At 54.1% G+C, this 21847-nt stretch carries 16 protein-coding genes, 4 tRNA genes, 3 rRNA genes and 1 riboswitch; of the genes, 19 read left to right on the forward strand and 4 right to left on the reverse strand.

Annotated features, from left to right (window positions below):
• Positions 1-166 precede the first annotated feature (166 nt).
• Complete coding sequence (gene fabR / locus QE396_RS17525; protein WP_008501784.1) at positions 167-805, forward strand: HTH-type transcriptional repressor FabR; 639 nt, start codon at positions 167-169, stop codon at positions 803-805.
• Positions 806-814: 9 nt separating this feature from the next.
• The gene (locus tag QE396_RS17530; protein ID WP_020883939.1) at positions 815-1174 is read left to right on the forward strand and encodes a YijD family membrane protein; all 360 of its coding nucleotides are present in this window, start codon (positions 815-817) and stop codon (positions 1172-1174) included.
• A gap of 41 nt (positions 1175-1215) precedes the next feature.
• Here the strand turns inward: QE396_RS17530 and trmA are convergent, their stop codons facing one another.
• Complete coding sequence (gene trmA / locus QE396_RS17535; protein WP_032679233.1) at positions 1216-2316, reverse strand: tRNA (uridine(54)-C5)-methyltransferase TrmA; 1101 nt, start codon at positions 2314-2316, stop codon at positions 1216-1218.
• Positions 2317-2420: 104 nt separating this feature from the next.
• Positions 2421-2597, forward strand: a riboswitch (cobalamin riboswitch).
• Positions 2598-2662: 65 nt separating this feature from the next.
• Between trmA and btuB the strand changes: the two genes are divergently transcribed.
• From btuB to QE396_RS17580, 9 genes are all read left to right on the forward strand, one after another.
• Positions 2663-4510, forward strand: coding sequence for a TonB-dependent vitamin B12 receptor BtuB (gene btuB, locus QE396_RS17540; RefSeq protein WP_309951892.1), 1848 nt, complete (start codon positions 2663-2665; stop codon positions 4508-4510).
• Positions 4455-5306, forward strand: a complete 852-nt coding sequence (gene murI, locus QE396_RS17545; RefSeq protein WP_020883936.1) for a glutamate racemase — start codon at positions 4455-4457, stop codon at positions 5304-5306. Before btuB ends, murI begins: the two co-directional genes overlap by 56 nt.
• 383 nt (positions 5307-5689) lie before the next feature.
• Positions 5690-7229 (forward strand): 16S ribosomal RNA (locus QE396_RS17550).
• 70 nt (positions 7230-7299) lie between these two features.
• Positions 7300-7376: transfer RNA gene (locus tag QE396_RS17555), tRNA-Ile, on the forward strand.
• A gap of 38 nt (positions 7377-7414) precedes the next feature.
• A tRNA-Ala gene (locus QE396_RS17560) sits at positions 7415-7490 on the forward strand.
• Positions 7491-7670: 180 nt separating this feature from the next.
• Positions 7671-10577, forward strand: a 23S ribosomal RNA gene (locus tag QE396_RS17565).
• A 63-nt stretch (positions 10578-10640) separates the two neighbouring features.
• Positions 10641-10756 (forward strand): 5S ribosomal RNA (gene rrf / locus QE396_RS17570).
• The 16S, 23S and 5S rRNA genes sit together here with 4 tRNA genes alongside, the layout of an rRNA operon.
• Positions 10757-10811: 55 nt before the next feature.
• Positions 10812-10888, forward strand: a tRNA-Asp gene (locus QE396_RS17575).
• Between the two features lie 53 nt (positions 10889-10941).
• Positions 10942-11017, forward strand: a tRNA-Trp gene (locus tag QE396_RS17580).
• A gap of 96 nt (positions 11018-11113) precedes the next feature.
• Here QE396_RS17580 and hdfR read toward each other — a convergent pair.
• Complete coding sequence (hdfR, locus tag QE396_RS17585; RefSeq protein ID WP_014172169.1) at positions 11114-11935, reverse strand: HTH-type transcriptional regulator HdfR; 822 nt, start codon at positions 11933-11935, stop codon at positions 11114-11116.
• A 118-nt stretch (positions 11936-12053) separates the two neighbouring features.
• Here hdfR and QE396_RS17590 point away from each other — a divergent pair, with 118 nt between their 5' ends.
• A complete protein-coding gene (locus QE396_RS17590) occupies positions 12054-12392 on the forward strand; it encodes a DUF413 domain-containing protein (protein WP_014172168.1) in 339 nt (112 codons plus the stop codon).
• A 27-nt stretch (positions 12393-12419) separates the two neighbouring features.
• Here QE396_RS17590 and QE396_RS17595 read toward each other — a convergent pair whose 3' ends face one another.
• The gene (locus QE396_RS17595; RefSeq protein ID WP_309951897.1) at positions 12420-13940 is read right to left on the reverse strand and encodes a YifB family Mg chelatase-like AAA ATPase; all 1521 of its coding nucleotides are present in this window, start codon (positions 13938-13940) and stop codon (positions 12420-12422) included.
• Between the two features lie 339 nt (positions 13941-14279).
• Here QE396_RS17595 and ilvL point away from each other — a divergent pair, with 339 nt between their 5' ends.
• The 7 genes from ilvL to ilvA all read left to right on the forward strand — a co-directional run bounded on the left by ilvL (position 14280) and on the right by ilvA (position 20830).
• Positions 14280-14378: an ilv operon leader peptide gene (gene ilvL / locus QE396_RS17600; RefSeq protein ID WP_001311244.1), complete on the forward strand. Its 99-nt coding sequence runs from the start codon at positions 14280-14282 to the stop codon at positions 14376-14378.
• A gap of 86 nt (positions 14379-14464) precedes the next feature.
• Positions 14465-14515, forward strand: coding sequence for a peptide IlvX (gene ilvX / locus QE396_RS17605; protein ID WP_102046757.1), 51 nt, complete (start codon positions 14465-14467; stop codon positions 14513-14515).
• Between the two features lie 2 nt (positions 14516-14517).
• Positions 14518-16164: an acetolactate synthase 2 catalytic subunit gene (gene ilvG, locus QE396_RS17610; RefSeq protein WP_025202771.1), complete on the forward strand. Its 1647-nt coding sequence runs from the start codon at positions 14518-14520 to the stop codon at positions 16162-16164.
• Complete coding sequence (gene ilvM, locus QE396_RS17615) at positions 16161-16424, forward strand: acetolactate synthase 2 small subunit (RefSeq protein WP_014172166.1); 264 nt, start codon at positions 16161-16163, stop codon at positions 16422-16424. The genes ilvG and ilvM overlap by 4 nt, the downstream gene beginning before the upstream one ends.
• A gap of 18 nt (positions 16425-16442) precedes the next feature.
• Entirely contained in the window at positions 16443-17372 is a 930-nt protein-coding gene (gene ilvE / locus QE396_RS17620; RefSeq protein WP_025202772.1) for a branched-chain-amino-acid transaminase, read from the forward strand.
• 60 nt (positions 17373-17432) lie between these two features.
• Positions 17433-19283, forward strand: a complete 1851-nt coding sequence (gene ilvD, locus QE396_RS17625; RefSeq protein ID WP_138614750.1) for a dihydroxy-acid dehydratase — start codon at positions 17433-17435, stop codon at positions 19281-19283.
• Positions 19284-19285: 2 nt separating this feature from the next.
• Positions 19286-20830 (forward strand): threonine ammonia-lyase, biosynthetic, encoded by a 1545-nt coding sequence (gene ilvA, locus QE396_RS17630; RefSeq protein WP_025202773.1) that lies wholly within the window; start codon positions 19286-19288, stop codon positions 20828-20830.
• On the opposite strand, the gene ilvY is transcribed toward ilvA, so the two are convergent.
• Positions 20827-21717 (reverse strand): HTH-type transcriptional activator IlvY, encoded by an 891-nt coding sequence (gene ilvY / locus QE396_RS17635; protein ID WP_020882896.1) that lies wholly within the window; start codon positions 21715-21717, stop codon positions 20827-20829. The two genes, ilvA and ilvY, sit on opposite strands and share 4 nt — an antisense overlap.
• Positions 21718-21847 lie beyond the last annotated feature (130 nt).

Below are 21847 nucleotides of genomic sequence, written 5' to 3' on the forward strand. Positions count from 1 at the left end.
GCAACAGAATCATAACATCATTGCCCGAGTAACCCAATTATCGTTGTGCTTTTTTCCGGCAGTGGAGCACAAACCGTACGTAAACAATCATTCACAAAGCCAGGCAAACAGATTAATTTTATTCTCTGGTATAGTGCCATCAGGCCTTTGGAAGGATTCAACTATCGTGATGGGCGTAAGAGCACAACAAAAAGAGAAAACCCGGCGTTCGCTGGTGGAAGCCGCATTCAGTCAACTGAGTGCCGAGCGTAGTTTTGCCAGTTTAAGCCTGCGTGAAGTTGCGCGCGAGGCCGGGATTGCGCCAACGTCCTTCTATCGTCATTTCCGTGATGTGGATGAACTGGGTCTGACCATGGTCGACGAGAGCGGGCTGATGCTGCGTCAGCTTATGCGCCAGGCGCGGCAGCGTATCGCTAAAGGGGGGAGCGTGATCCGCACCTCTGTGTCGACCTTTATGGAATTTATTGGCAATAACCCCAACGCATTTCGCCTGCTGTTGCGGGAACGTTCCGGAACATCAGCCGCGTTCCGTGCCGCTGTGGCGCGTGAAATTCAGCATTTTATCGCGGAACTTGCCGACTATCTTGAACTCGAAAACCATATGCCGCGTGCATTCACTGAAGCACAGGCTGAGGCGATGGTGACGATTGTTTTCAGCGCGGGTGCCGAAGCGCTGGATGTCAGCATCGAACAACGCAAGCAGCTCGAAGAGCGACTGGTATTACAGCTCAGGATGATCTCCAAAGGCGCGTACTACTGGTATCGCCGTGAACAAGAGAAACTGGCACATCAAACCGAAGAGTGAAGGTGAGTAATGAAACAGTCAGGTCAGGATAAGGGTACGCTGTTGCTGGCATTGATCGCTGGCTTATCAATTAATGGCACGTTTGCGGCTGTGTTCAGCTCGATCGTTCCATTTTCTATTTTCCCGCTCATTGCGCTGGTGCTGACGGTGTACTGTCTGCATCAGCGTTACCTGAACCGCACCATGCCGGTCGGGTTGCCTGGGCTGGCCGCGGCCTGCTTTATTCTTGGCGTGTTGCTGTATAGCACCGTGGTGCGTGCAGAGTATCCGGATATCGGTTCTAACTTCCTGCCGGCGGTACTCTCTGTGGCACTGGTGTTCTGGATTGGCTCGCGCATGCGTAGCCGCAAGCACGAGCTGCCGGAGTAAGAGAGTGGGGTTGCAGGCAGGTTGACCTGCCTGCCATCACGTTACTTCGCGGTAAGAAGTACGCCGCACTCCATATGGTGCGTATACGGGAACTGATCGAAGAGAGCCAGACGTTCAACATTGTGCGTCTGGCTTAATGTTTCGAGATTCTTGCACAGCGTTTCCGGGTTACAGGAAATGTACAAAATACGCGGGTACGCCTGCACCATCTTCTCGGTTTCGCTGTCAAGGCCACTGCGCGGCGGATCGACAAAAATCGTCTCACACTGGTAGCTCTTCAGATCGATCCCCTCCAGGCGATTAAACTGTCGTACGCCATTCATGGCCTGCGTGAACTCTTCTGCAGACATACGGATGATCTGCACATTGTCGATGTGATTGGCGGCAATGTTGTACTGTGCAGCGGCAACGGACGGCTTGGCAATCTCCGTCGCCAGGACGCGCTCAAAGTTACGCGCCAGCGCCAGGGAGAAGTTGCCGTTCCCGCAGTACAGCTCAAGCAGATCGCCCTTTGACCCTTCGGTCGCCTTCAGCGCCCAGTCCAGCATCTGTACGTTCATTGCCGCGTTTGGCTGGGTAAAGCTGTTCTCAACCTGACGGTACACCATCTCTTTTCCCGCCACCGACAGACGTTCGTCGATGAAATCCTGATCCAGCATGATTTTGGTTTTTGTCGCACGACCAATCAGGTGAACGTTGATGTTCTGCGCGCGCAGGGCATCGCGCAGCGCTTCTGCCTGCTCGCGCCATTCGTCATTCAGCGCTTTGTGATACAGCAGAGAGACAATCGCCTGGTTGCTTTGTGTGGTCAGATAATCAATCTGGAACAGCTTGTGGCGCAGCACAGGGTTGTTGCGTACGCCGTCGATCATCAGCGTCATGAGCTGGTTGATGAGTTCACTCGCCGCCGGGAAGCTGTCGACCCGAATGCGGGACTTCGTCTGCTGATCGAAAATGATGTGGTACAGGTCGTCACCGTCGTGCCAGATGCGGAACTCCGCACGCATGCGGTAGTGGCTAACGGGCGAGCGGAACACCTCAGGAACGGGCGCGTTGAAAGGCGTCATCATACTTTGCAGGCGGACAACTTTCTCTGCCAGCTGTGCGTCGTACTGTTCTGTTGGGAGGTGTTCGGGGGTCATGATGCGTCCTGAGTGATAAAGAATTACGCGGGGATTGTAGGGATTGTGCAGTGGATGTCCAGATTTAATGGCCAATAGCTATCTGGACATCTATACGTGTCTAATTGTAGCATTCTGTTTCCGGTCTCCTGAGAGTGAAAAGGGAATCCAGTGAAAATCTGGAGCTGACGCGCAGCGGTAAAGACTGGCGGGATGAGAATTGTAGACACTGTGAAAATGGGAAGTCTTCATCCGCAAAACGCCACCTAGCCCGAAGACCTGCCGGGATCACGTCGCATTTGGTTTCGTCATCGCGTGCTATAGATGAAGCCTGCGGCATCCTTCTTATATTGTGGATGCTTTAACAATGATTAAAAAAGTATCGCTGTTGACGGCGTTGTCCGTCACGGCATTTTCGGGCTGGGCGCAGGATAGCGACGACTCGTTGGTGGTGACAGCAAACCGTTTTGAGCAACCTGTTAATACCGTTCTTGCACCAACGTCTGTGGTGACGCGCGAGGATATTGATCGCTGGCAGGCAAACACCGTCATTGACGTTATGCGTCGCTTGCCTGGCGTGGATACTGCCCAAAACGGCGGAATGGGGCAACTTTCCTCTCTTTTTATTCGGGGAACTAATTCCAGTCATGTTCTTATTCTTGTCGACGGGATCCGTCTTAACCAGGCTGGGGTAACGGGGTCGTCCGATCTCAGCCAATTCCCGATCGCCCTGGTGCAGCGCATTGAATATATTCGCGGGCCACGCTCTGCAGTCTATGGTTCTGATGCGATTGGTGGCGTAGTGAACATTATTACTACCCGCGCAAAGGACGGCACGACGTTGAATGCGGGCGTAGGCTCGCATGGCTACCAAAATTACGGCGGCAGCACCCAGCAAACCCTGGGTGACAGCACGCGCGTGACGCTGGCGGGTGATTATACCTATACCAAAGGCTTTGACGTGGTCGCGGATGGCAACAACGGTGGTCTGGCCCAGACCGATCGTGACGGCTTTATGAATAAAACCCTCTACGGTGCGCTGGAGCATGCTTTCTCTGATCAGTGGAGCGGGTTCGTTCGCGGCTATGGCTACAGCAACCGTACCGCCTATGACGGCTATTACAGTTCATTTACGCCTGATGTTTTGGTTGATACTCGCCAGCTCTATAGCCAGACCTGGGACGCTGGGCTGCGCTTTAATAATGACATTTTCCATTCACAACTTCTCACCAGCTACAGCCACAGCAAAGATTATAACTACGACCCGCATCTGGGACGTTATGATTCCAATGCCACGCTGGATGAGATCAAACAGTACAACGTGCAGTGGACTAACTCCGTTGAGGTGGGCCATGGCAATATTGGCGCAGGTGTCGACTGGCAGAAGCAGAGCACCGAACCAGGAACAAGCTATGTCACAAACGGCTATGACCTGCGTAACACCGGCGTCTACCTGACTGCGCTGCAGCAGTTTGGCGACTTTACCCTGGAAGGGGCAGCGCGTAGCGACGATAACTCTCAGTTTGGTCGACATGGCACCTGGCAGGGCAGTGCGGGCTGGGAGTTCATTGAAGGTTATCGATTCATTGCCTCGTATGGCACTGCCTATAAAGCACCCAACCTCGGGCAGTTGTATGGTTTCTATGGCAACGACCATCTTGATCCTGAGGAGAGTAAACAGTGGGAAGGCGCGTTCGAAGGCCTGACGGCTGGCGTAAACTGGCGCGTATCGGCCTATCGCAATGACGTTGATAACCTGATCGACTTTAATAACAACCTTCAGGAATACTACAACGTAGGCAAGGCGCGTATTAAAGGGGTTGAAGCCACAGCGTCCTTTGATACAGGTCCACTAACTCATACGGTCGGTTACGATTACGTGGATGCACGCAATGCGGCAACAAACCAGCTATTGGATCGCCGGGCTAAGCAGCAGGTGAAGTATCAGCTTGATACGCAGGTCTATGAATTCGACTGGAGCCTGACTTACCACTACCTGGGAACACGTTACGACACTGACTTTGGTACCTACCCGTCTGAAAAGGTGAAAATGGGCGGCGTAAGCCTGTGGGATGTCGCAGTTTCATATCCTGTCATCTCTCACCTTACAGTTCGTGGTAAAATAGCCAACCTGTTCGACAAAGATTACGAGACAGTTTATGGCTACCAAACTGCAGGACGGGAATACACCTTGTCTGGCAGCTACACCTTCTAATCCGCGTCCCACCGTGCTGGTATTTGATTCCGGCGTCGGTGGGCTTTCGGTCTATGATGAGATCCGACATCTTCTGCCGGATCTCCATTACATTTACGCCTTTGATAACGTCGCGTTCCCGTATGGGGAAAAGAGTGAAGACTTTATTGTTGAGCGTGTGGTTGAAATCGTCACCGCGGTACAAAAGCGTTATCCCCTCTCGCTGGCGGTCATCGCCTGTAACACGGCCAGTACAGTATCGCTTCCTGCATTGCGCGAAAAATTCCAGTTCCCGGTTGTGGGCGTTGTTCCTGCAATAAAGCCTGCCGCACGTCTGACGGCAAATGGCATTGTTGGTTTACTGGCAACGCGAGGCACGGTGAAGCGACCTTATACGCGCGAGTTAATCGACCGCTTTGCCAACGAATGCCAGATTGCGATGCTCGGTTCGGCGGAACTGGTCGAGATCGCCGAAGCGAAGCTGCACGGAAAGGCAGTGCCGCTCGAAGAGTTGCGCCGTATTCTCCGCCCGTGGCTGCGGATGCCGGAGCCACCGGACACCGTTGTGCTGGGGTGCACCCATTTCCCTCTATTACAGGAAGAGTTATTAGAAGTTCTGCCTGAGGGCACGCGGCTGGTGGATTCGGGGGCGGCTATAGCCCGACGTACGGCCTGGTTGCTGGAACATGAAGCCCCGGATGCAAAATCTGCCGATGCAAACATCGCTTTTTGTATGGCCATCACCAACGAGACCGAGCAACTTTTGCCCGTTTTACGCCGTTATGGCTTTGAAACGCTCGAAAAACTGGCGCTGTAGCACGATTTTGAGCAAAAAAGAGACGGTTGAACGTTTTTTTTAAAAGAGGGGTTGTCAACGTCTGAGAACTCCCTATAATGCGCCTCCACTGACACGGAACAACGGCTTACAAGCCGCCGGGTTAGCGGGGTTCAGAGATGAACACCAACAGAGAAAAGCAAAAATAAATGCTTGACTCTGAATGAGGAAAACGTAATATACGTGACCTCGCGACGGTGAGCTGTAAGCCGCGTCGCAACTGCTCTTTAACAATTTATCAGACAATCTGTGTGGGCACTCAAAGTGACATGGATTCTTAATGTCTTCGGACACTAAATGAATACCAAGTCTCTGAGTGAACATACGTAATTCATTACGAAGTTTAATTCACGAGCATCAAACTTAAATTGAAGAGTTTGATCATGGCTCAGATTGAACGCTGGCGGCAGGCCTAACACATGCAAGTCGAACGGTAGCACAGAGAGCTTGCTCTCGGGTGACGAGTGGCGGACGGGTGAGTAATGTCTGGGAAACTGCCTGATGGAGGGGGATAACTACTGGAAACGGTAGCTAATACCGCATAACGTCGCAAGACCAAAGAGGGGGACCTTCGGGCCTCTTGCCATCAGATGTGCCCAGATGGGATTAGCTAGTAGGTGGGGTAACGGCTCACCTAGGCGACGATCCCTAGCTGGTCTGAGAGGATGACCAGCCACACTGGAACTGAGACACGGTCCAGACTCCTACGGGAGGCAGCAGTGGGGAATATTGCACAATGGGCGCAAGCCTGATGCAGCCATGCCGCGTGTATGAAGAAGGCCTTCGGGTTGTAAAGTACTTTCAGCGGGGAGGAAGGTGTTGTGGTTAATAACCGCAGCAATTGACGTTACCCGCAGAAGAAGCACCGGCTAACTCCGTGCCAGCAGCCGCGGTAATACGGAGGGTGCAAGCGTTAATCGGAATTACTGGGCGTAAAGCGCACGCAGGCGGTCTGTCAAGTCGGATGTGAAATCCCCGGGCTCAACCTGGGAACTGCATTCGAAACTGGCAGGCTAGAGTCTTGTAGAGGGGGGTAGAATTCCAGGTGTAGCGGTGAAATGCGTAGAGATCTGGAGGAATACCGGTGGCGAAGGCGGCCCCCTGGACAAAGACTGACGCTCAGGTGCGAAAGCGTGGGGAGCAAACAGGATTAGATACCCTGGTAGTCCACGCCGTAAACGATGTCGACTTGGAGGTTGTGCCCTTGAGGCGTGGCTTCCGGAGCTAACGCGTTAAGTCGACCGCCTGGGGAGTACGGCCGCAAGGTTAAAACTCAAATGAATTGACGGGGGCCCGCACAAGCGGTGGAGCATGTGGTTTAATTCGATGCAACGCGAAGAACCTTACCTACTCTTGACATCCAGAGAACTTTCCAGAGATGGATTGGTGCCTTCGGGAACTCTGAGACAGGTGCTGCATGGCTGTCGTCAGCTCGTGTTGTGAAATGTTGGGTTAAGTCCCGCAACGAGCGCAACCCTTATCCTTTGTTGCCAGCGGTCCGGCCGGGAACTCAAAGGAGACTGCCAGTGATAAACTGGAGGAAGGTGGGGATGACGTCAAGTCATCATGGCCCTTACGAGTAGGGCTACACACGTGCTACAATGGCGCATACAAAGAGAAGCGAACTCGCGAGAGCAAGCGGACCTCATAAAGTGCGTCGTAGTCCGGATTGGAGTCTGCAACTCGACTCCATGAAGTCGGAATCGCTAGTAATCGTAGATCAGAATGCTACGGTGAATACGTTCCCGGGCCTTGTACACACCGCCCGTCACACCATGGGAGTGGGTTGCAAAAGAAGTAGGTAGCTTAACCTTCGGGAGGGCGCTTACCACTTTGTGATTCATGACTGGGGTGAAGTCGTAACAAGGTAACCGTAGGGGAACCTGCGGTTGGATCACCTCCTTACCTTAAAGAACCTGCCTTTGTAGTGCTCACACAGATTGTCTGATGAAAAACAGCAGTAAAAAACCTCTACAGGCTTGTAGCTCAGGTGGTTAGAGCGCACCCCTGATAAGGGTGAGGTCGGTGGTTCAAGTCCACTCAGGCCTACCAAATCTGTCATGCAGATTTGAAGAGGTTGGTCATACGATGGGGCTATAGCTCAGCTGGGAGAGCGCCTGCTTTGCACGCAGGAGGTCTGCGGTTCGATCCCGCATAGCTCCACCATCTTTTACTGCGAAAACAAGAAAACTTCAGAGTGAACCTGAAAAGGTGCACTGCGAAGTTTTGCTCTTTAAAAATCTGGATCAAGCTGAAAATTGAAACGACACACATGTTATGTGTGTTCGAGTCTCTCAAATTTTCGCAAGCCGGTGATGAATCGAAAGAAACATCTTCGGGTTGTGAGGTTAAGCGACTAAGCGTACACGGTGGATGCCCTGGCAGTCAGAGGCGATGAAGGACGTGCTAATCTGCGAAAAGCGCCGGCGAGGTGATATGAACCTTTGACCCGGCGATGTCCGAATGGGGAAACCCAGTGTGTTCCGACACACTATCGTTAACTGAATACATAGGTTAACGAGGCGAACCGGGGGAACTGAAACATCTAAGTACCCCGAGGAAAAGAAATCAACCGAGATTCCCCCAGTAGCGGCGAGCGAACGGGGAGCAGCCCAGAGTCTGAATCAGCTTGTGTGTTAGTGGAAGCGTCTGGAAAGTCGCACGGTACAGGGTGAAAGTCCCGTACACGAAAGCACACAGGCTGTGAACTCGAAGAGTAGGGCGGGACACGTGGTATCCTGTCTGAATATGGGGGGACCATCCTCCAAGGCTAAATACTCCTGACTGACCGATAGTGAACCAGTACCGTGAGGGAAAGGCGAAAAGAACCCCGGCGAGGGGAGTGAAAAAGAACCTGAAACCGTGTACGTACAAGCAGTGGGAGCCTCTTTTATGGGGTGACTGCGTACCTTTTGTATAATGGGTCAGCGACTTATATTCTGTAGCAAGGTTAACCGTATAGGGGAGCCGAAGGGAAACCGAGTCTTAACTGGGCGTTAAGTTGCAGGGTATAGACCCGAAACCCGGTGATCTAGCCATGGGCAGGTTGAAGGTTGGGTAACACTAACTGGAGGACCGAACCGACTAATGTTGAAAAATTAGCGGATGACTTGTGGCTGGGGGTGAAAGGCCAATCAAACCGGGAGATAGCTGGTTCTCCCCGAAAGCTATTTAGGTAGCGCCTCGTGAACTCATCTTCGGGGGTAGAGCACTGTTTCGGCTAGGGGGCCATCCCGGCTTACCAACCCGATGCAAACTACGAATACCGAAGAATGTTATCACGGGAGACACACGGCGGGTGCTAACGTCCGTCGTGAAGAGGGAAACAACCCAGACCGCCAGCTAAGGTCCCAAAGTCATGGTTAAGTGGGAAACGATGTGGGAAGGCACAGACAGCCAGGATGTTGGCTTAGAAGCAGCCATCATTTAAAGAAAGCGTAATAGCTCACTGGTCGAGTCGGCCTGCGCGGAAGATGTAACGGGGCTAAACCATGCACCGAAGCTGCGGCAGCGACGCTTATGCGTTGTTGGGTAGGGGAGCGTTCTGTAAGCCGTTGAAGGTGTCCTGTGAGGGGTGCTGGAGGTATCAGAAGTGCGAATGCTGACATAAGTAACGATAAAGCGGGTGAAAAGCCCGCTCGCCGGAAGACCAAGGGTTCCTGTCCAACGTTAATCGGGGCAGGGTGAGTCGACCCCTAAGGCGAGGCCGAAAGGCGTAGTCGATGGGAAACAGGTTAATATTCCTGTACTTGGTGTTACTGCGAAGGGGGGACGGAGAAGGCTATGTTAGCCGGGCGACGGTTGTCCCGGTTTAAGCATGTAGGCGGAGGTTCCAGGTAAATCCGGTTCCTTATTAACGCTGAGGTGTGATGACGAGGCACTACGGTGCTGAAGTAACAAATGCCCTGCTTCCAGGAAAAGCCTCTAAGCATCAGGTAACATCAAATCGTACCCCAAACCGACACAGGTGGTCAGGTAGAGAATACCAAGGCGCTTGAGAGAACTCGGGTGAAGGAACTAGGCAAAATGGTGCCGTAACTTCGGGAGAAGGCACGCTGATATGTAGGTGAAGCCCCTGCGGGTGGAGCTGAAATCAGTCGAAGATACCAGCTGGCTGCAACTGTTTATTAAAAACACAGCACTGTGCAAACACGAAAGTGGACGTATACGGTGTGACGCCTGCCCGGTGCCGGAAGGTTAATTGATGGGGTTAGCGGCAACGCGAAGCTCTTGATCGAAGCCCCGGTAAACGGCGGCCGTAACTATAACGGTCCTAAGGTAGCGAAATTCCTTGTCGGGTAAGTTCCGACCTGCACGAATGGCGTAATGATGGCCAGGCTGTCTCCACCCGAGACTCAGTGAAATTGAACTCGCTGTGAAGATGCAGTGTACCCGCGGCAAGACGGAAAGACCCCGTGAACCTTTACTATAGCTTGACACTGAACACTGGTCCTTGATGTGTAGGATAGGTGGGAGGCTTTGAAGCGTGGACGCCAGTCTGCGTGGAGCCAACCTTGAAATACCACCCTTTAATGGCTGGTGTTCTAACGTAGACCCGTAATCCGGGTTGCGGACAGTGTCTGGTGGGTAGTTTGACTGGGGCGGTCTCCTCCCAAAGAGTAACGGAGGAGCACGAAGGTTAGCTAATCCTGGTCGGACATCAGGAGGTTAGTGCAATGGCATAAGCTAGCTTGACTGCGAGAGTGACGGCTCGAGCAGGTGCGAAAGCAGGTCATAGTGATCCGGTGGTTCTGAATGGAAGGGCCATCGCTCAACGGATAAAAGGTACTCCGGGGATAACAGGCTGATACCGCCCAAGAGTTCATATCGACGGCGGTGTTTGGCACCTCGATGTCGGCTCATCACATCCTGGGGCTGAAGTAGGTCCCAAGGGTATGGCTGTTCGCCATTTAAAGTGGTACGCGAGCTGGGTTTAGAACGTCGTGAGACAGTTCGGTCCCTATCTGCCGTGGGCGCTGGAGAATTGAGGGGGGCTGCTCCTAGTACGAGAGGACCGGAGTGGACGCATCACTGGTGTTCGGGTTGTCATGCCAATGGCACTGCCCGGTAGCTAAATGCGGAAGAGATAAGTGCTGAAAGCATCTAAGCACGAAACTTGCCCCGAGATGAGTTCTCCCTGAGACTTTAAGTCTCCTGAAGGAACGTTGAAGACTACGACGTTGATAGGTCGGGTGTGTAAGCGCAGCGATGCGTTGAGCTAACCGATACTAATGAACCGTGAGGCTTAACCTTACAACGCCGAAGGTGTTTTGGCGATGAGAGACGATTTTCAGCTGATACAGATTACAGAATTTGCCTGGCGGCTTTAGCGCGGTGGTCCCACCTGACCCCATGCCGAACTCAGAAGTGAAACGCCGTAGCGCCGATGGTAGTGTGGGGTCTCCCCATGCGAGAGTAGGGAACTGCCAGGCATCAAATTACGTAGTAAGCCGGTGCATAAATCCGGTGGTTACAGCAGTCTTCGGTGGAGCGGTAGTTCAGTCGGTTAGAATACCTGCCTGTCACGCAGGGGGTCGCGGGTTCGAGTCCCGTCCGTTCCGCCACTTATTAAGACATTAAGCCTGCCTACCCGGCAGGCTTAATGGCAAAAGACTTTAGGGGCGTAGCTCAGTTGGTAGAGCACCGGTCTCCAAAACCGGGTGTCGCGAGTTCGAGTCTCTCCGCCCCTGCCATATATAATCCTTTGCTTCGGCAAAGGATTTTTTTTGCCTGAAAGACGCCAGTCCCCTCTTCAGACGTTGCCGCCAGCATTTCTGCTGGCGCATGCATCAATCCATAATGTTGATTTTTAGAAGATCTTTTATCTGCGATTGCTTATCGCTGTTCTGGAGCCAGATGGCATACAGCGGTCTGGAAAGCGTGGTGGAGTCCACAACGGTATGCAACCCGGGTTTCGTGTCTGCCCAGCGAACAGGTAACCAGGTGCACCCCTTCAGCAAGGAGAGCTGCTGACAGGCGATCTCCGCAGAGCTGGTTGTTAACTGTGGCACATCATCCGGAGCAATCAATCCCGCCTCGTGTTGCTGGAAATCTGGCCCCCACTCCAGACGCAGATAGGTCAGGTCGGCTTTCATCATTGATGGCTCGGAGGCATAAAGCGCAAGGCCAAACTGGCCAACAATCTGGCTGCTAAATTCGTCCATTTTGGGGGCTTCGGTCGTGATCAGAAGATCCAGCTGGCGCTCGTGCAGTTGCTTAACGAGCGACTGACGTTGCGCAATCCGCGCTTCAAATTGCAAATGGTTGTGGGAAGGGTAGAGCCGGGTCAGCCACTGACTGAGCATACATTCCCACAACGATGCGCTGGCCCCAATGGAGAACTCGTTATGCCTCGAGGTGTGCGCAACCTCTTTACGTGCCGCCTGCCAGGTGTTCATCAGGGTCTCTGCATACGGCAGAAGTTTTTCACCGGCTGGCGTGAGGCGTATGTTGTTGCGGTGGCGGGTAAAAAGGTTCACACCCAGTTGATTTTCCAGCTGTCGAATACGAAAACTGACCGCTGACTGCGTCAGGTAAAGGGCTTCCGCTGCTCGCCCAAAGTGGCGCGTCCTGCTCACTTCCAGGAAAGTTTTTAGCAATTCCGTATCCACATCTTTCTCCGCAAAATAATTTGTCGTTATGATTTAAATGTTTTGTTTTACACTCTGTCAAGCGTAACTAATACTCCGCGCCATAAATAGCTCGGCCAAAGAATTAGGAGCGTGTAGGATGGCGGAAAGCTTTACGACGACTAATCGTTTTTTCGACAATAAAAATTATCCACGCGGGTTCTCTCGTCACGGCGATTTCACCATCAAAGAGGCGCAGATGCTTGAGCGTCATGGTTATGCCTTTAACGAGCTGGATCTGGGTAAACGTGAGCCTGCAACTGAAGACGAAAAACAGTTTGTCGCAGTCTGCCGTGGCGAGCGTGAACCACAGTCTGAAGCAGAACGTGTATGGATCAAGTATATGGCACGCATTAAGCGTCCAAAGCGTTTCCATACGCTGTCTGGCGGTAAACCGCAGATGGAAGGTGCTGAAGACTACACTGAGTCTGACGACTAACAAGAAAAGGGGCTGTGGCCCCTTTTTTTATGCCAGTAACTTTTGCAGGTGCAGGAGCAAGCGATCGATCGCACGATAGCTTAACGCTTCCTGCAGATGCCGCCTCTCAATGTCAGGGCACTTTTCCACATCGGCGATGGTGCGGGCGACTTTTATAAGACGCTGCCATGCGCGAATGGAAAGCCCAAAGCGCGTCAACGTATCCTCCAGCCAGCATGAATCTTCAGTCTTAAGAGGACAAAACTGCCGAATCTCAGCGTTATCCAGACGGGCATTCAGCTTATGTTGACGCATATACTGCCGGGCCTGCGCGGCGATAACCCGCTCGCGAACCTCCACCGTACTCTCTCCTCTGGCGCTGCTCTGGCTGAGCAGGCCGGGAGGAGGCAAGGGGATTTCCAGCGACAAATCGAAACGATCCAGGAAAGGACCAGATAACTTCCCCAGGTAGCGTAGCGTCTGTTCAGGCGTGGAGCGATTGTGGTTTCCCTGATAATGGCCCGATGGGCTGGGGTTCATTGCCGCTACCAGCTGGAACCGCGCGGGATAGCTTATTTTGGCGCGTGCACGGGAGATGTGGATCTCACCCGATTCGATGGGCTCCCTCAGCGCATCCAGAACGCGGCGTTCAAATTCAGGCAGTTCATCCAGAAACAGGATGCCGTTGTGCGCCAGAGAGATCTCTCCCGGCCCTGGTATGGAGCCACCGCCGACCATGGCCGCCAGTGAGGCACTGTGGTGCGGAGAGCGAAACGGGCGACGTCGCCACTGTTTTTGCAATGACACTGAACTCACCAGACTAAATATCGCCGCGCTTTCCAGCGCTTCATGGTTATTAAGTGGAGGCAGTAAACCATTCAACCTGCTCGCCAGCATCGTTTTTCCTGTACCCGGTGGGCCAATCAACAACAGGTTATGTCCGCCGGCAGCGGTGATCTCCAGCGCCCGCTTCCCCTGCTCCTGGCCGTAAATATCGCTCAGATCGTCCGGGCTTTCTGCCAGGGGATCGCCTGATTCTTCCGGCTCTGACAGCACATGTTGCCCCTCAAGATACGCGCACACTTCCTGTAAATGCCCGGCTAGCAGATATCCTCTCTCGGCTATCAGGCTCACTTCTGCACCATTTTCATTGGCAACAATGATTTGTCGACCTGCGCGAATGGCCTCCAGCGCACCCGAGATGGCACCAGGAACGCCCCTCAGCGCGCCTGTGAGCGCCAGTTCACCGATGAACTCATATGCGCCTAGTCTGCTGCTGTTAAGCTGCTCAGAGGCGGCGAGGAGCGCTATAGCGATAGGTAAATCATATCGCCCTCCCTCTTTAGGCAAGTCTGCAGGCGCAAGGTTGATGGTGATTTTCTTTGCCGGAAAGGTATAACCGCTATTAATAATCGCACTGCGCACCCGATCTCTGGCTTCCTTTACCGTGGTCTCCGGCAATCCAACCAGCGTCAGCCCGGGCAGCCCGTTGCTGAGATGAACTTCTACCGAAATAAGCGGTGCTTTTACGCCAATGGCCGCTCGGGTATAAACAACTGACAGTGACATAAGCACCTCCTCAGGAGATGACTATGCCCGTGACCGATATGCATGTTTAGCCACATTTAGCGGATTTACGCATCCTCTTCCGAGGTTTTAACGTCAAGATGTAACCTTTTCTTTTCTGTGGAACCCTGCTCGCAAAAAAATGTACAGGTGACATACCGCTCTGTCCGTGCTGAAAAAATGAAAAATATTCACTATCTAATTTCTTTATATAAAACAATGCGTTCAGAAAATATGATTCGCAGACTAACGAAAACAGCCATAAATAAATCTTGTGTTTGATTTAAAAACTGTGATACCTCTTTAGGTATTCCTTCGAACAAGATGCAAAAAGAACTGAAAATGACAGCCCTTCTACGAGTGATTAGCCTGGTCGTGATTAGCGTGGTGGTGATTATTATCCCACCGTGCGGGGCTGCACTTGGACGAGGAAAGGCTTAGAAATCAAGCCTTAACGAACTAAGACCCCCGCACCGAAAGGTCCGGGGGTTTTTTTATGACTAAAAAACTTACACGAGGAGCAGAGAATGACTAATAGCACAAAATTCTGTTTCTCCCGATTTATGACGGGGAACTAACTATGAATGGTGCACAGTGGGTAGTACATGCGTTGCGCGCACAGGGAGTCGACACTGTCTTCGGTTATCCGGGGGGCGCAATAATGCCGATTTACGATGCATTGTATGACGGCGGCGTGGAACACCTCTTGTGCCGACACGAGCAGGGCGCAGCGATGGCCGCCATTGGCTATGCACGTGCCACCGGTAAAACCGGTGTCTGCATGGCAACCTCAGGGCCGGGCGCCACAAACCTGATCACCGGCCTGGCGGATGCACTGCTTGATTCCGTTCCCGTTGTCGCCATCACCGGTCAGGTGGCCTCGCCCCTCATTGGTACTGATGCCTTCCAGGAAGTGGACGTGCTCGGCTTGTCACTGGCCTGCACCAAACACAGCTTCCTCGTTCAGTCTCTGGAAGAGCTGCCGCGTGTGATGGCAGAGGCGTTTGAAGTGGCAAACTCTGGTCGCCCTGGACCGGTTCTGGTTGATATCCCGAAAGATATCCAGGTTGCTCTGGGCGATCTGGAACCGCACTTCTCCACCGTTGAAAGCGACGATGCATTCCCGCACGCCGCGGTGGAAGAGGCGCGGCAGATGATTGCCCACGCTAAACAACCGATGTTGTACGTAGGGGGTGGGGTTGGTATGGCACAGGCCGTTCCCGCCCTGCGCGAATTCATCGCGGTTACGCAAATGCCCGCCACCTGTACGTTGAAAGGTCTTGGCGCGGTAGATGCGGACTATCCGTACTATCTGGGCATGCTGGGGATGCACGGTACCAAAGCGGCGAACCTGGCCGTGCAGGCGTGTGACTTGCTGATCGCCGTAGGTGCCCGTTTTGATGATCGTGTCACCGGCAAGCTGAATACCTTCGCCCCGAATGCTAACGTGATCCACATGGATATCGACCCGGCGGAGATGAACAAACTGCGTCAGGCGCATGTGGCCCTGCAGGGCAATCTCAACGCGTTATTACCGGCTTTACAGCAGCCTCTGAAAATCGACGCATGGCGTCAGCACACTGCCGATATGCGCGTTGAACATACCTGGCGTTACGACCATCCTGGTGACGCCATCTATGCGCCACTGCTGTTAAAGCAATTGTCCGACCGTAAACCGGCAGACTGTGTGGTCACGACGGATGTAGGCCAACACCAGATGTGGTCAGCGCAGCACATGACTTACACGCGCCCGGAAAACTTCATTACCTCCAGCGGCTTAGGGACGATGGGCTTCGGTCTCCCTGCCGCGGTAGGGGCGCAGGTTGCCCGCCCAAACGATACGGTTATCTGTATCTCCGGTGACGGCTCTTTCATGATGAACGTTCAGGAGCTGGGCACCGTTAAGCGCAAGCAGTTACCGTTGAAAATCGTCTTGCTCGATAACCAGCGTTTAGGAATGGTTCGTCAGTGGCAACAGCTGTTTTTCCAGGAACGCTACAGTGAGACTACCCTGACGGATAACCCTGATTTCCTCATGCTGGCCAGCGCCTTTGGTATCCCTGGCCAGCACATCACCCGTAAAGACCAGGTTGAAGCGGCACTCGACACCATGCTGTCAAGCGAAGGGCCGTACCTGCTTCATGTCTCAATCGACGAGCTTGAGAATGTCTGGCCGTTGGTACCGCCAGGTGCCAGTAACTCACAAATGCTGGAGAAATTATCATGATGCAACATCAGGTCGCCGTGCAGGCTCGCTTCAATCCAGAGACATTAGAACGCGTTTTGCGTGTAGTACGTCACCGTGGCTTTCAGATTTGCTCTATGAATATGGAGACGGCCACTGATGCTCAAAATATCAGTATCGAATTAACCGTTGCCAGCCCGCGGTCGGTCGACTTACTGTTTAGTCAGTTAACAAAACTGGTAGACGTTGCACATGTTGCCATCTGCCAGAGCACAACCACATCACAACAGATCCGTGCTTAAGCGCGACAGGAAGAGAAAATGACGACAAAAAAAGCTGATTACATTTGGTTCAATGGTGAGATGGTTCGCTGGGAGGACGCGAAAGTCCACGTTATGTCCCACGCGCTGCATTACGGTACCTCTGTCTTCGAAGGCATCCGTTGCTACGACTCTCACAAAGGGCCAGTGGTGTTCCGTCATCGCGAACACATGCAGCGTCTGCATGACTCAGCCAAAATTTATCGTTTCCCGGTTTCTCAGAGCGTGGATGAGCTGATGGAAGCCTGCCGCGACGTGATTCGTAAGAACAACCTCACCAGTGCCTATATTCGTCCGCTGGTGTTTGTAGGTGATGTGGGCATGGGCGTGAACCCGCCAGCCGGTTATACCACCGATGTGATCATTGCTGCGTTCCCGTGGGGTGCTTATCTGGGGGCTGAAGCTCTGGAGCAGGGGATCGACGCAATGGTTTCTTCCTGGAACCGCGTGGCACCAAACACGATCCCGACGGCGGCAAAAGCGGGCGGTAACTACCTCTCCTCACTGCTGGTCGGAAGCGAAGCGCGCCGTCACGGTTATCAGGAAGGTATCGCGCTGGACGTGAATGGCTATATCTCTGAAGGTGCAGGTGAAAACCTGTTCGAAGTGAAAGACGGCATCCTGTTTACGCCGCCATTTACCTCTTCCGCTCTGCCGGGCATTACCCGTGACGCCATCATCAAGCTGGCAAAAGATTTGGGTATCGAAGTCCGTGAGCAGGTCCTGTCCCGCGAATCCCTGTACCTGGCCGATGAAGTGTTCATGTCCGGTACCGCGGCGGAAATTACGCCGGTTCGTAGCGTAGACGGTATTCAGGTTGGTGCTGGCCGCTGTGGTCCGGTCACCAAACGTATTCAGCAAGCCTTCTTTGGCCTCTTCACCGGTGAAACGGAAGATAAATACGGCTGGCTGGATCAGGTTAATCAATAAGCATAAATATAGGACGGCACGCACCGTCCCATTCAATAGTCAGACGGGAGTAAATAAAGCATGCCTAAGTATCGTTCCGCCACCACTACTCATGGCCGTAATATGGCAGGTGCCCGCGCACTGTGGCGCGCCACCGGGATGACCGACGCCGATTTCGGTAAGCCTATTATCGCCGTGGTGAACTCCTTCACCCAGTTTGTGCCGGGCCACGTGCACCTGCGCGATCTCGGCAAACTCGTTGCCGAGCAAATCGAAGCCTCCGGCGGTGTGGCGAAAGAGTTCAACACCATTGCGGTGGATGACGGTATCGCGATGGGTCACGGGGGTATGCTCTATTCACTGCCGTCGCGTGAGCTGATCGCCGACTCGGTGGAGTATATGGTGAACGCCCACTGCGCGGATGCCATGGTTTGTATCTCCAACTGCGACAAAATTACCCCGGGGATGCTGATGGCTTCCCTGCGTCTGAACATTCCGGTGATCTTCGTCTCCGGCGGTCCAATGGAAGCGGGTAAAACCAAGCTTTCCGATAAAATCATCAAGCTCGACCTGGTCGATGCGATGATTCAGGGCGCGGATCCAAAAGTTTCTGATGAGCAAAGCGATCAGGTTGAACGTTCTGCGTGCCCAACCTGTGGCTCCTGCTCAGGTATGTTCACCGCGAACTCCATGAACTGTCTGACCGAAGCGCTGGGTCTGTCTCAGCCGGGCAACGGCTCGCTGCTGGCGACCCACGCCGACCGTAAACAGCTGTTCCTCAATGCCGGTAAACGCATCGTTGAGCTGACCAAACGCTACTACGAGCAAGATGATGAAAGCGCGCTGCCGCGTAATATCGCCAGCAAAGCCGCGTTTGAAAATGCCATGACGCTGGATATCGCCATGGGCGGGTCCACCAACACCGTTCTCCACCTGCTGGCCGCTGCGCAGGAAGCTGAAATCGACTTCACCATGAGCGATATCGACAAGCTGTCCCGCAAAGTACCGCAGCTCTGTAAAGTTGCGCCGAGTACCCAGAAATACCACATGGAAGATGTCCACCGTGCGGGTGGCGTACTGGGTATTCTCGGTGAACTGGATCGCGCCGGGCTGATGAACCGCAACGTCAAAAACGTGCTCGGCCTGACGTTGCCGGAGTCGCTGGACAAATACGACGTCATGCTCACGAAAGACGATGCGGTGAAAAAGATGTTCCGCGCCGGCCCGGCAGGTATTCGTACCACCCAGGCCTTCTCACAGGATTGCCGCTGGGACACGCTGGATGACGATCGTGCAGAAGGCTGTATTCGCTCACTGGAACATGCCTACAGCAAGGACGGCGGTCTGGCCGTGCTCTACGGTAACTTTGCAGAAAACGGCTGTATTGTAAAAACCGCAGGCGTGGATGACAGCATTCTCAAATTCACCGGCCCGGCAAAAGTATACGAGAGCCAGGACGACGCGGTAGAGGCTATTCTCGGTGGTAAAGTGGTGGAAGGCGACGTGGTTGTCATTCGCTACGAAGGGCCGAAAGGCGGGCCGGGCATGCAGGAGATGCTCTATCCCACCACCTTCCTGAAATCCATGGGCCTCGGTAAAGCCTGTGCGCTGATCACCGACGGACGTTTCTCTGGCGGTACGTCTGGTCTCTCCATTGGCCACGTGTCACCGGAAGCAGCAAGCGGCGGCAACATCGCGATTATTGAAGATGGCGATCTGATCGAAATTGATATCCCGAATCGCGGTATTCAGTTGAAACTGAGCGACCAGGACATTGCGGCGCGTCGTGAAGCCCAGGAAGCTCGCGGTGACAAAGCCTGGACGCCAAAAGATCGCCAGCGCGACGTCTCCTTCGCCCTGCGCGCCTATGCGAGCCTTGCCACCAGTGCAGATAAAGGCGCGGTGCGCGACAAATCGAAACTTGGGGGCTAATGATGGCCGAGTCGCAACCGTTATCCGCCGCCCCTGAGGGGGCGGAATACCTCAGGGCGGTGCTACGTGCACCGGTCTATGAAGCCGTACAGGTCACGCCGCTGCAGAAGATGGAAAAACTCTCCTCGCGCCTCGACAACGTGATTCTGGTGAAACGCGAAGACCGCCAGCCGGTACACAGCTTCAAGCTGCGTGGCGCCTACGCAATGATGGCCGGGTTGACCGACGAGCAAAAAGCGCGGGGGGTGATTACCGCCTCTGCGGGCAACCACGCGCAGGGCGTCGCGTTCTCCTCAGCGCGCCTGGGGCTGAAAGCGCTGATTGTTATGCCGGTTGCTACTGCTGATATCAAAGTGGATGCCGTACGCGGTTTCGGCGGTGAAGTGTTGCTCCACGGCGCAAACTTTGACGAAGCCAAAGCCAAAGCGATAGAGCTGGCGCAGCAACAGGGGTTTACCTGGGTGCCGCCGTTCGATCATCCGATGGTCATTGCCGGACAGGGAACGCTGGCGCTTGAGCTGCTGCAGCAGGATGCGCATCTCGACCGCGTCTTCGTGCCGGTTGGCGGTGGCGGCCTCGCGGCGGGCGTAGCGGTGCTGATCAAACAGCTGATGCCGCAAATCAAAGTGATTGCCGTTGAGGCGGAAGACTCGGCCTGTCTGAAAGCGGCGCTGGATGCCGGTCATCCGGTGGACTTACCACGCGTCGGGCTGTTTGCTGAAGGCGTGGCGGTTAAACGCATTGGCGATGAAACCTTCCGTCTTTGCCAGGAGTATCTTGACGATATTATCACCGTCGACAGCGACGCCATTTGCGCCGCAATGAAAGATCTGTTCGAAGATGTGCGTGCGGTAGCGGAACCTTCCGGCGCGCTGGCGCTGGCGGGGATGAAGAAATACATCGCGCAGCACAACATCCGCGGCGAGCGTCTGGCGCATGTCCTTTCTGGTGCCAACGTGAACTTCCACGGTCTGCGCTATGTTTCCGAACGCTGCGAGCTGGGTGAGCAACGCGAAGCGCTGCTGGCGGTTACCATTCCGGAAGAGAAGGGCAGCTTCCTGAAGTTTTGTCAGCTGCTGGGCGGCCGTTCAGTCACGGAGTTTAACTACCGTTTTGCCGACGCCAGAGATGCCTGCATTTTTGTCGGCGTACGGTTAAGCCGTGGGCTCGAAGAGCGTAAAGAGATCCTCCACCTGCTCCACGAAGGTGGCTACAGCGTCGTGGATCTCTCCGACGATGAGATGGCGAAACTGCACGTGCGTTACATGGTGGGCGGGCGTCCGTCGAAGCCGCTGCAGGAACGTCTCTACAGCTTCGAGTTCCCGGAGTCACCGGGCGCGTTGCTCAAATTCCTGCATACGCTGGGCACGCACTGGAACATCTCTCTGTTCCACTACCGCAGCCATGGTACCGATTATGGGCGCGTGCTGGCCGCCTTCGAACTGGGCGAGCACGAGCCTGATTTCGAAACGCGGCTGAACGAGCTGGGCTATGAGTGTCACGATGAAACCCATAACCCGGCGTTCAGGTTCTTCCTGGCGGGCTAGTGGTTAGGCAGTATCTGCCAGAAGGCATCAATAAGCGGCTCCTGCAGCCGCTTTTTTTGTGCGCACACGCCAAGCTCAAACGGCGTTTTTTCGTCGCTGCGCTCCAGAATCATCACGCGATTACGCACCGGTTCCGGGCTGTTCTCCAGGACCACTTCCGGCAGCAGTGCTACGCCGCAGCCCAGCGCCACCATTGACACCATCGCCTCATGCCCGCCAACCGTCGCGTAAATCGACGGGTTGCTGATCTTCTGGCGACGAAACCAGAGCTCAATACGACGGCGCACCGGCCCCTGATCGGCCATGATAAAAGGCACCGTGGACCAGTCCGGTTTTTCCACCGACACCTGATTACGCACCGGGCAGGGTAACGCGGGGGCAATCAACACGACCGCCAGGTTCTCCAGCATTGAGAACGCGACAGCGCCCGGCAGGGTTTCGGGTTTCCCGGCAATGGCGAGATCCGCCTCGCCTGTCACCACTTTTTCCATTGCGTCGGCGGCATCACCGGTGGTGAGTTTAATTTCCACCGACGGTTGTTCTGCGCGAAAGCGGTCAAGAATCGGCGGCAGATGGCTATAGGCCGCGGTCACGGAGCAGAAAATATGCAGCTCGCCGGACAGCGATGGCCCTTTCTGGTCAATGGTGTGTCGCAGCTGTTGATACTGCAGCAGCGTTTGTTGGGCAAAGACCCGTAACTCCTCACCGGCTTCCGTTAGGGTGACGGTGCGGTTGTCGCGTACAAACAGGGGCTGACCGAGGTCTTCCTCAAGGCGCTGGATCTGGCGCGAAAGCGTGGAGGGACTGACGTGCATCGCCCGGGCGCTGCGCCCAAAGTGACGGCTTTCCGCCAGATGCAGGAACATTTTCAGATCGCGTAAATCCACTGATTTCACTTCCCCTTTTTACATTGCAAATATTGCAACGTGACGTTGTGAATATATCAATTTCCGCAATAAATTTCCTGTCATATAGTAAGTTCATTCTCGCAAAAGCGAACCGAACAATAAGCACAAC

Source organism: Enterobacter sp. SORGH_AS_0287 (assembly GCF_031453695.1).
GTDB lineage: Bacteria > Pseudomonadota > Gammaproteobacteria > Enterobacterales > Enterobacteriaceae > Enterobacter > Enterobacter ludwigii.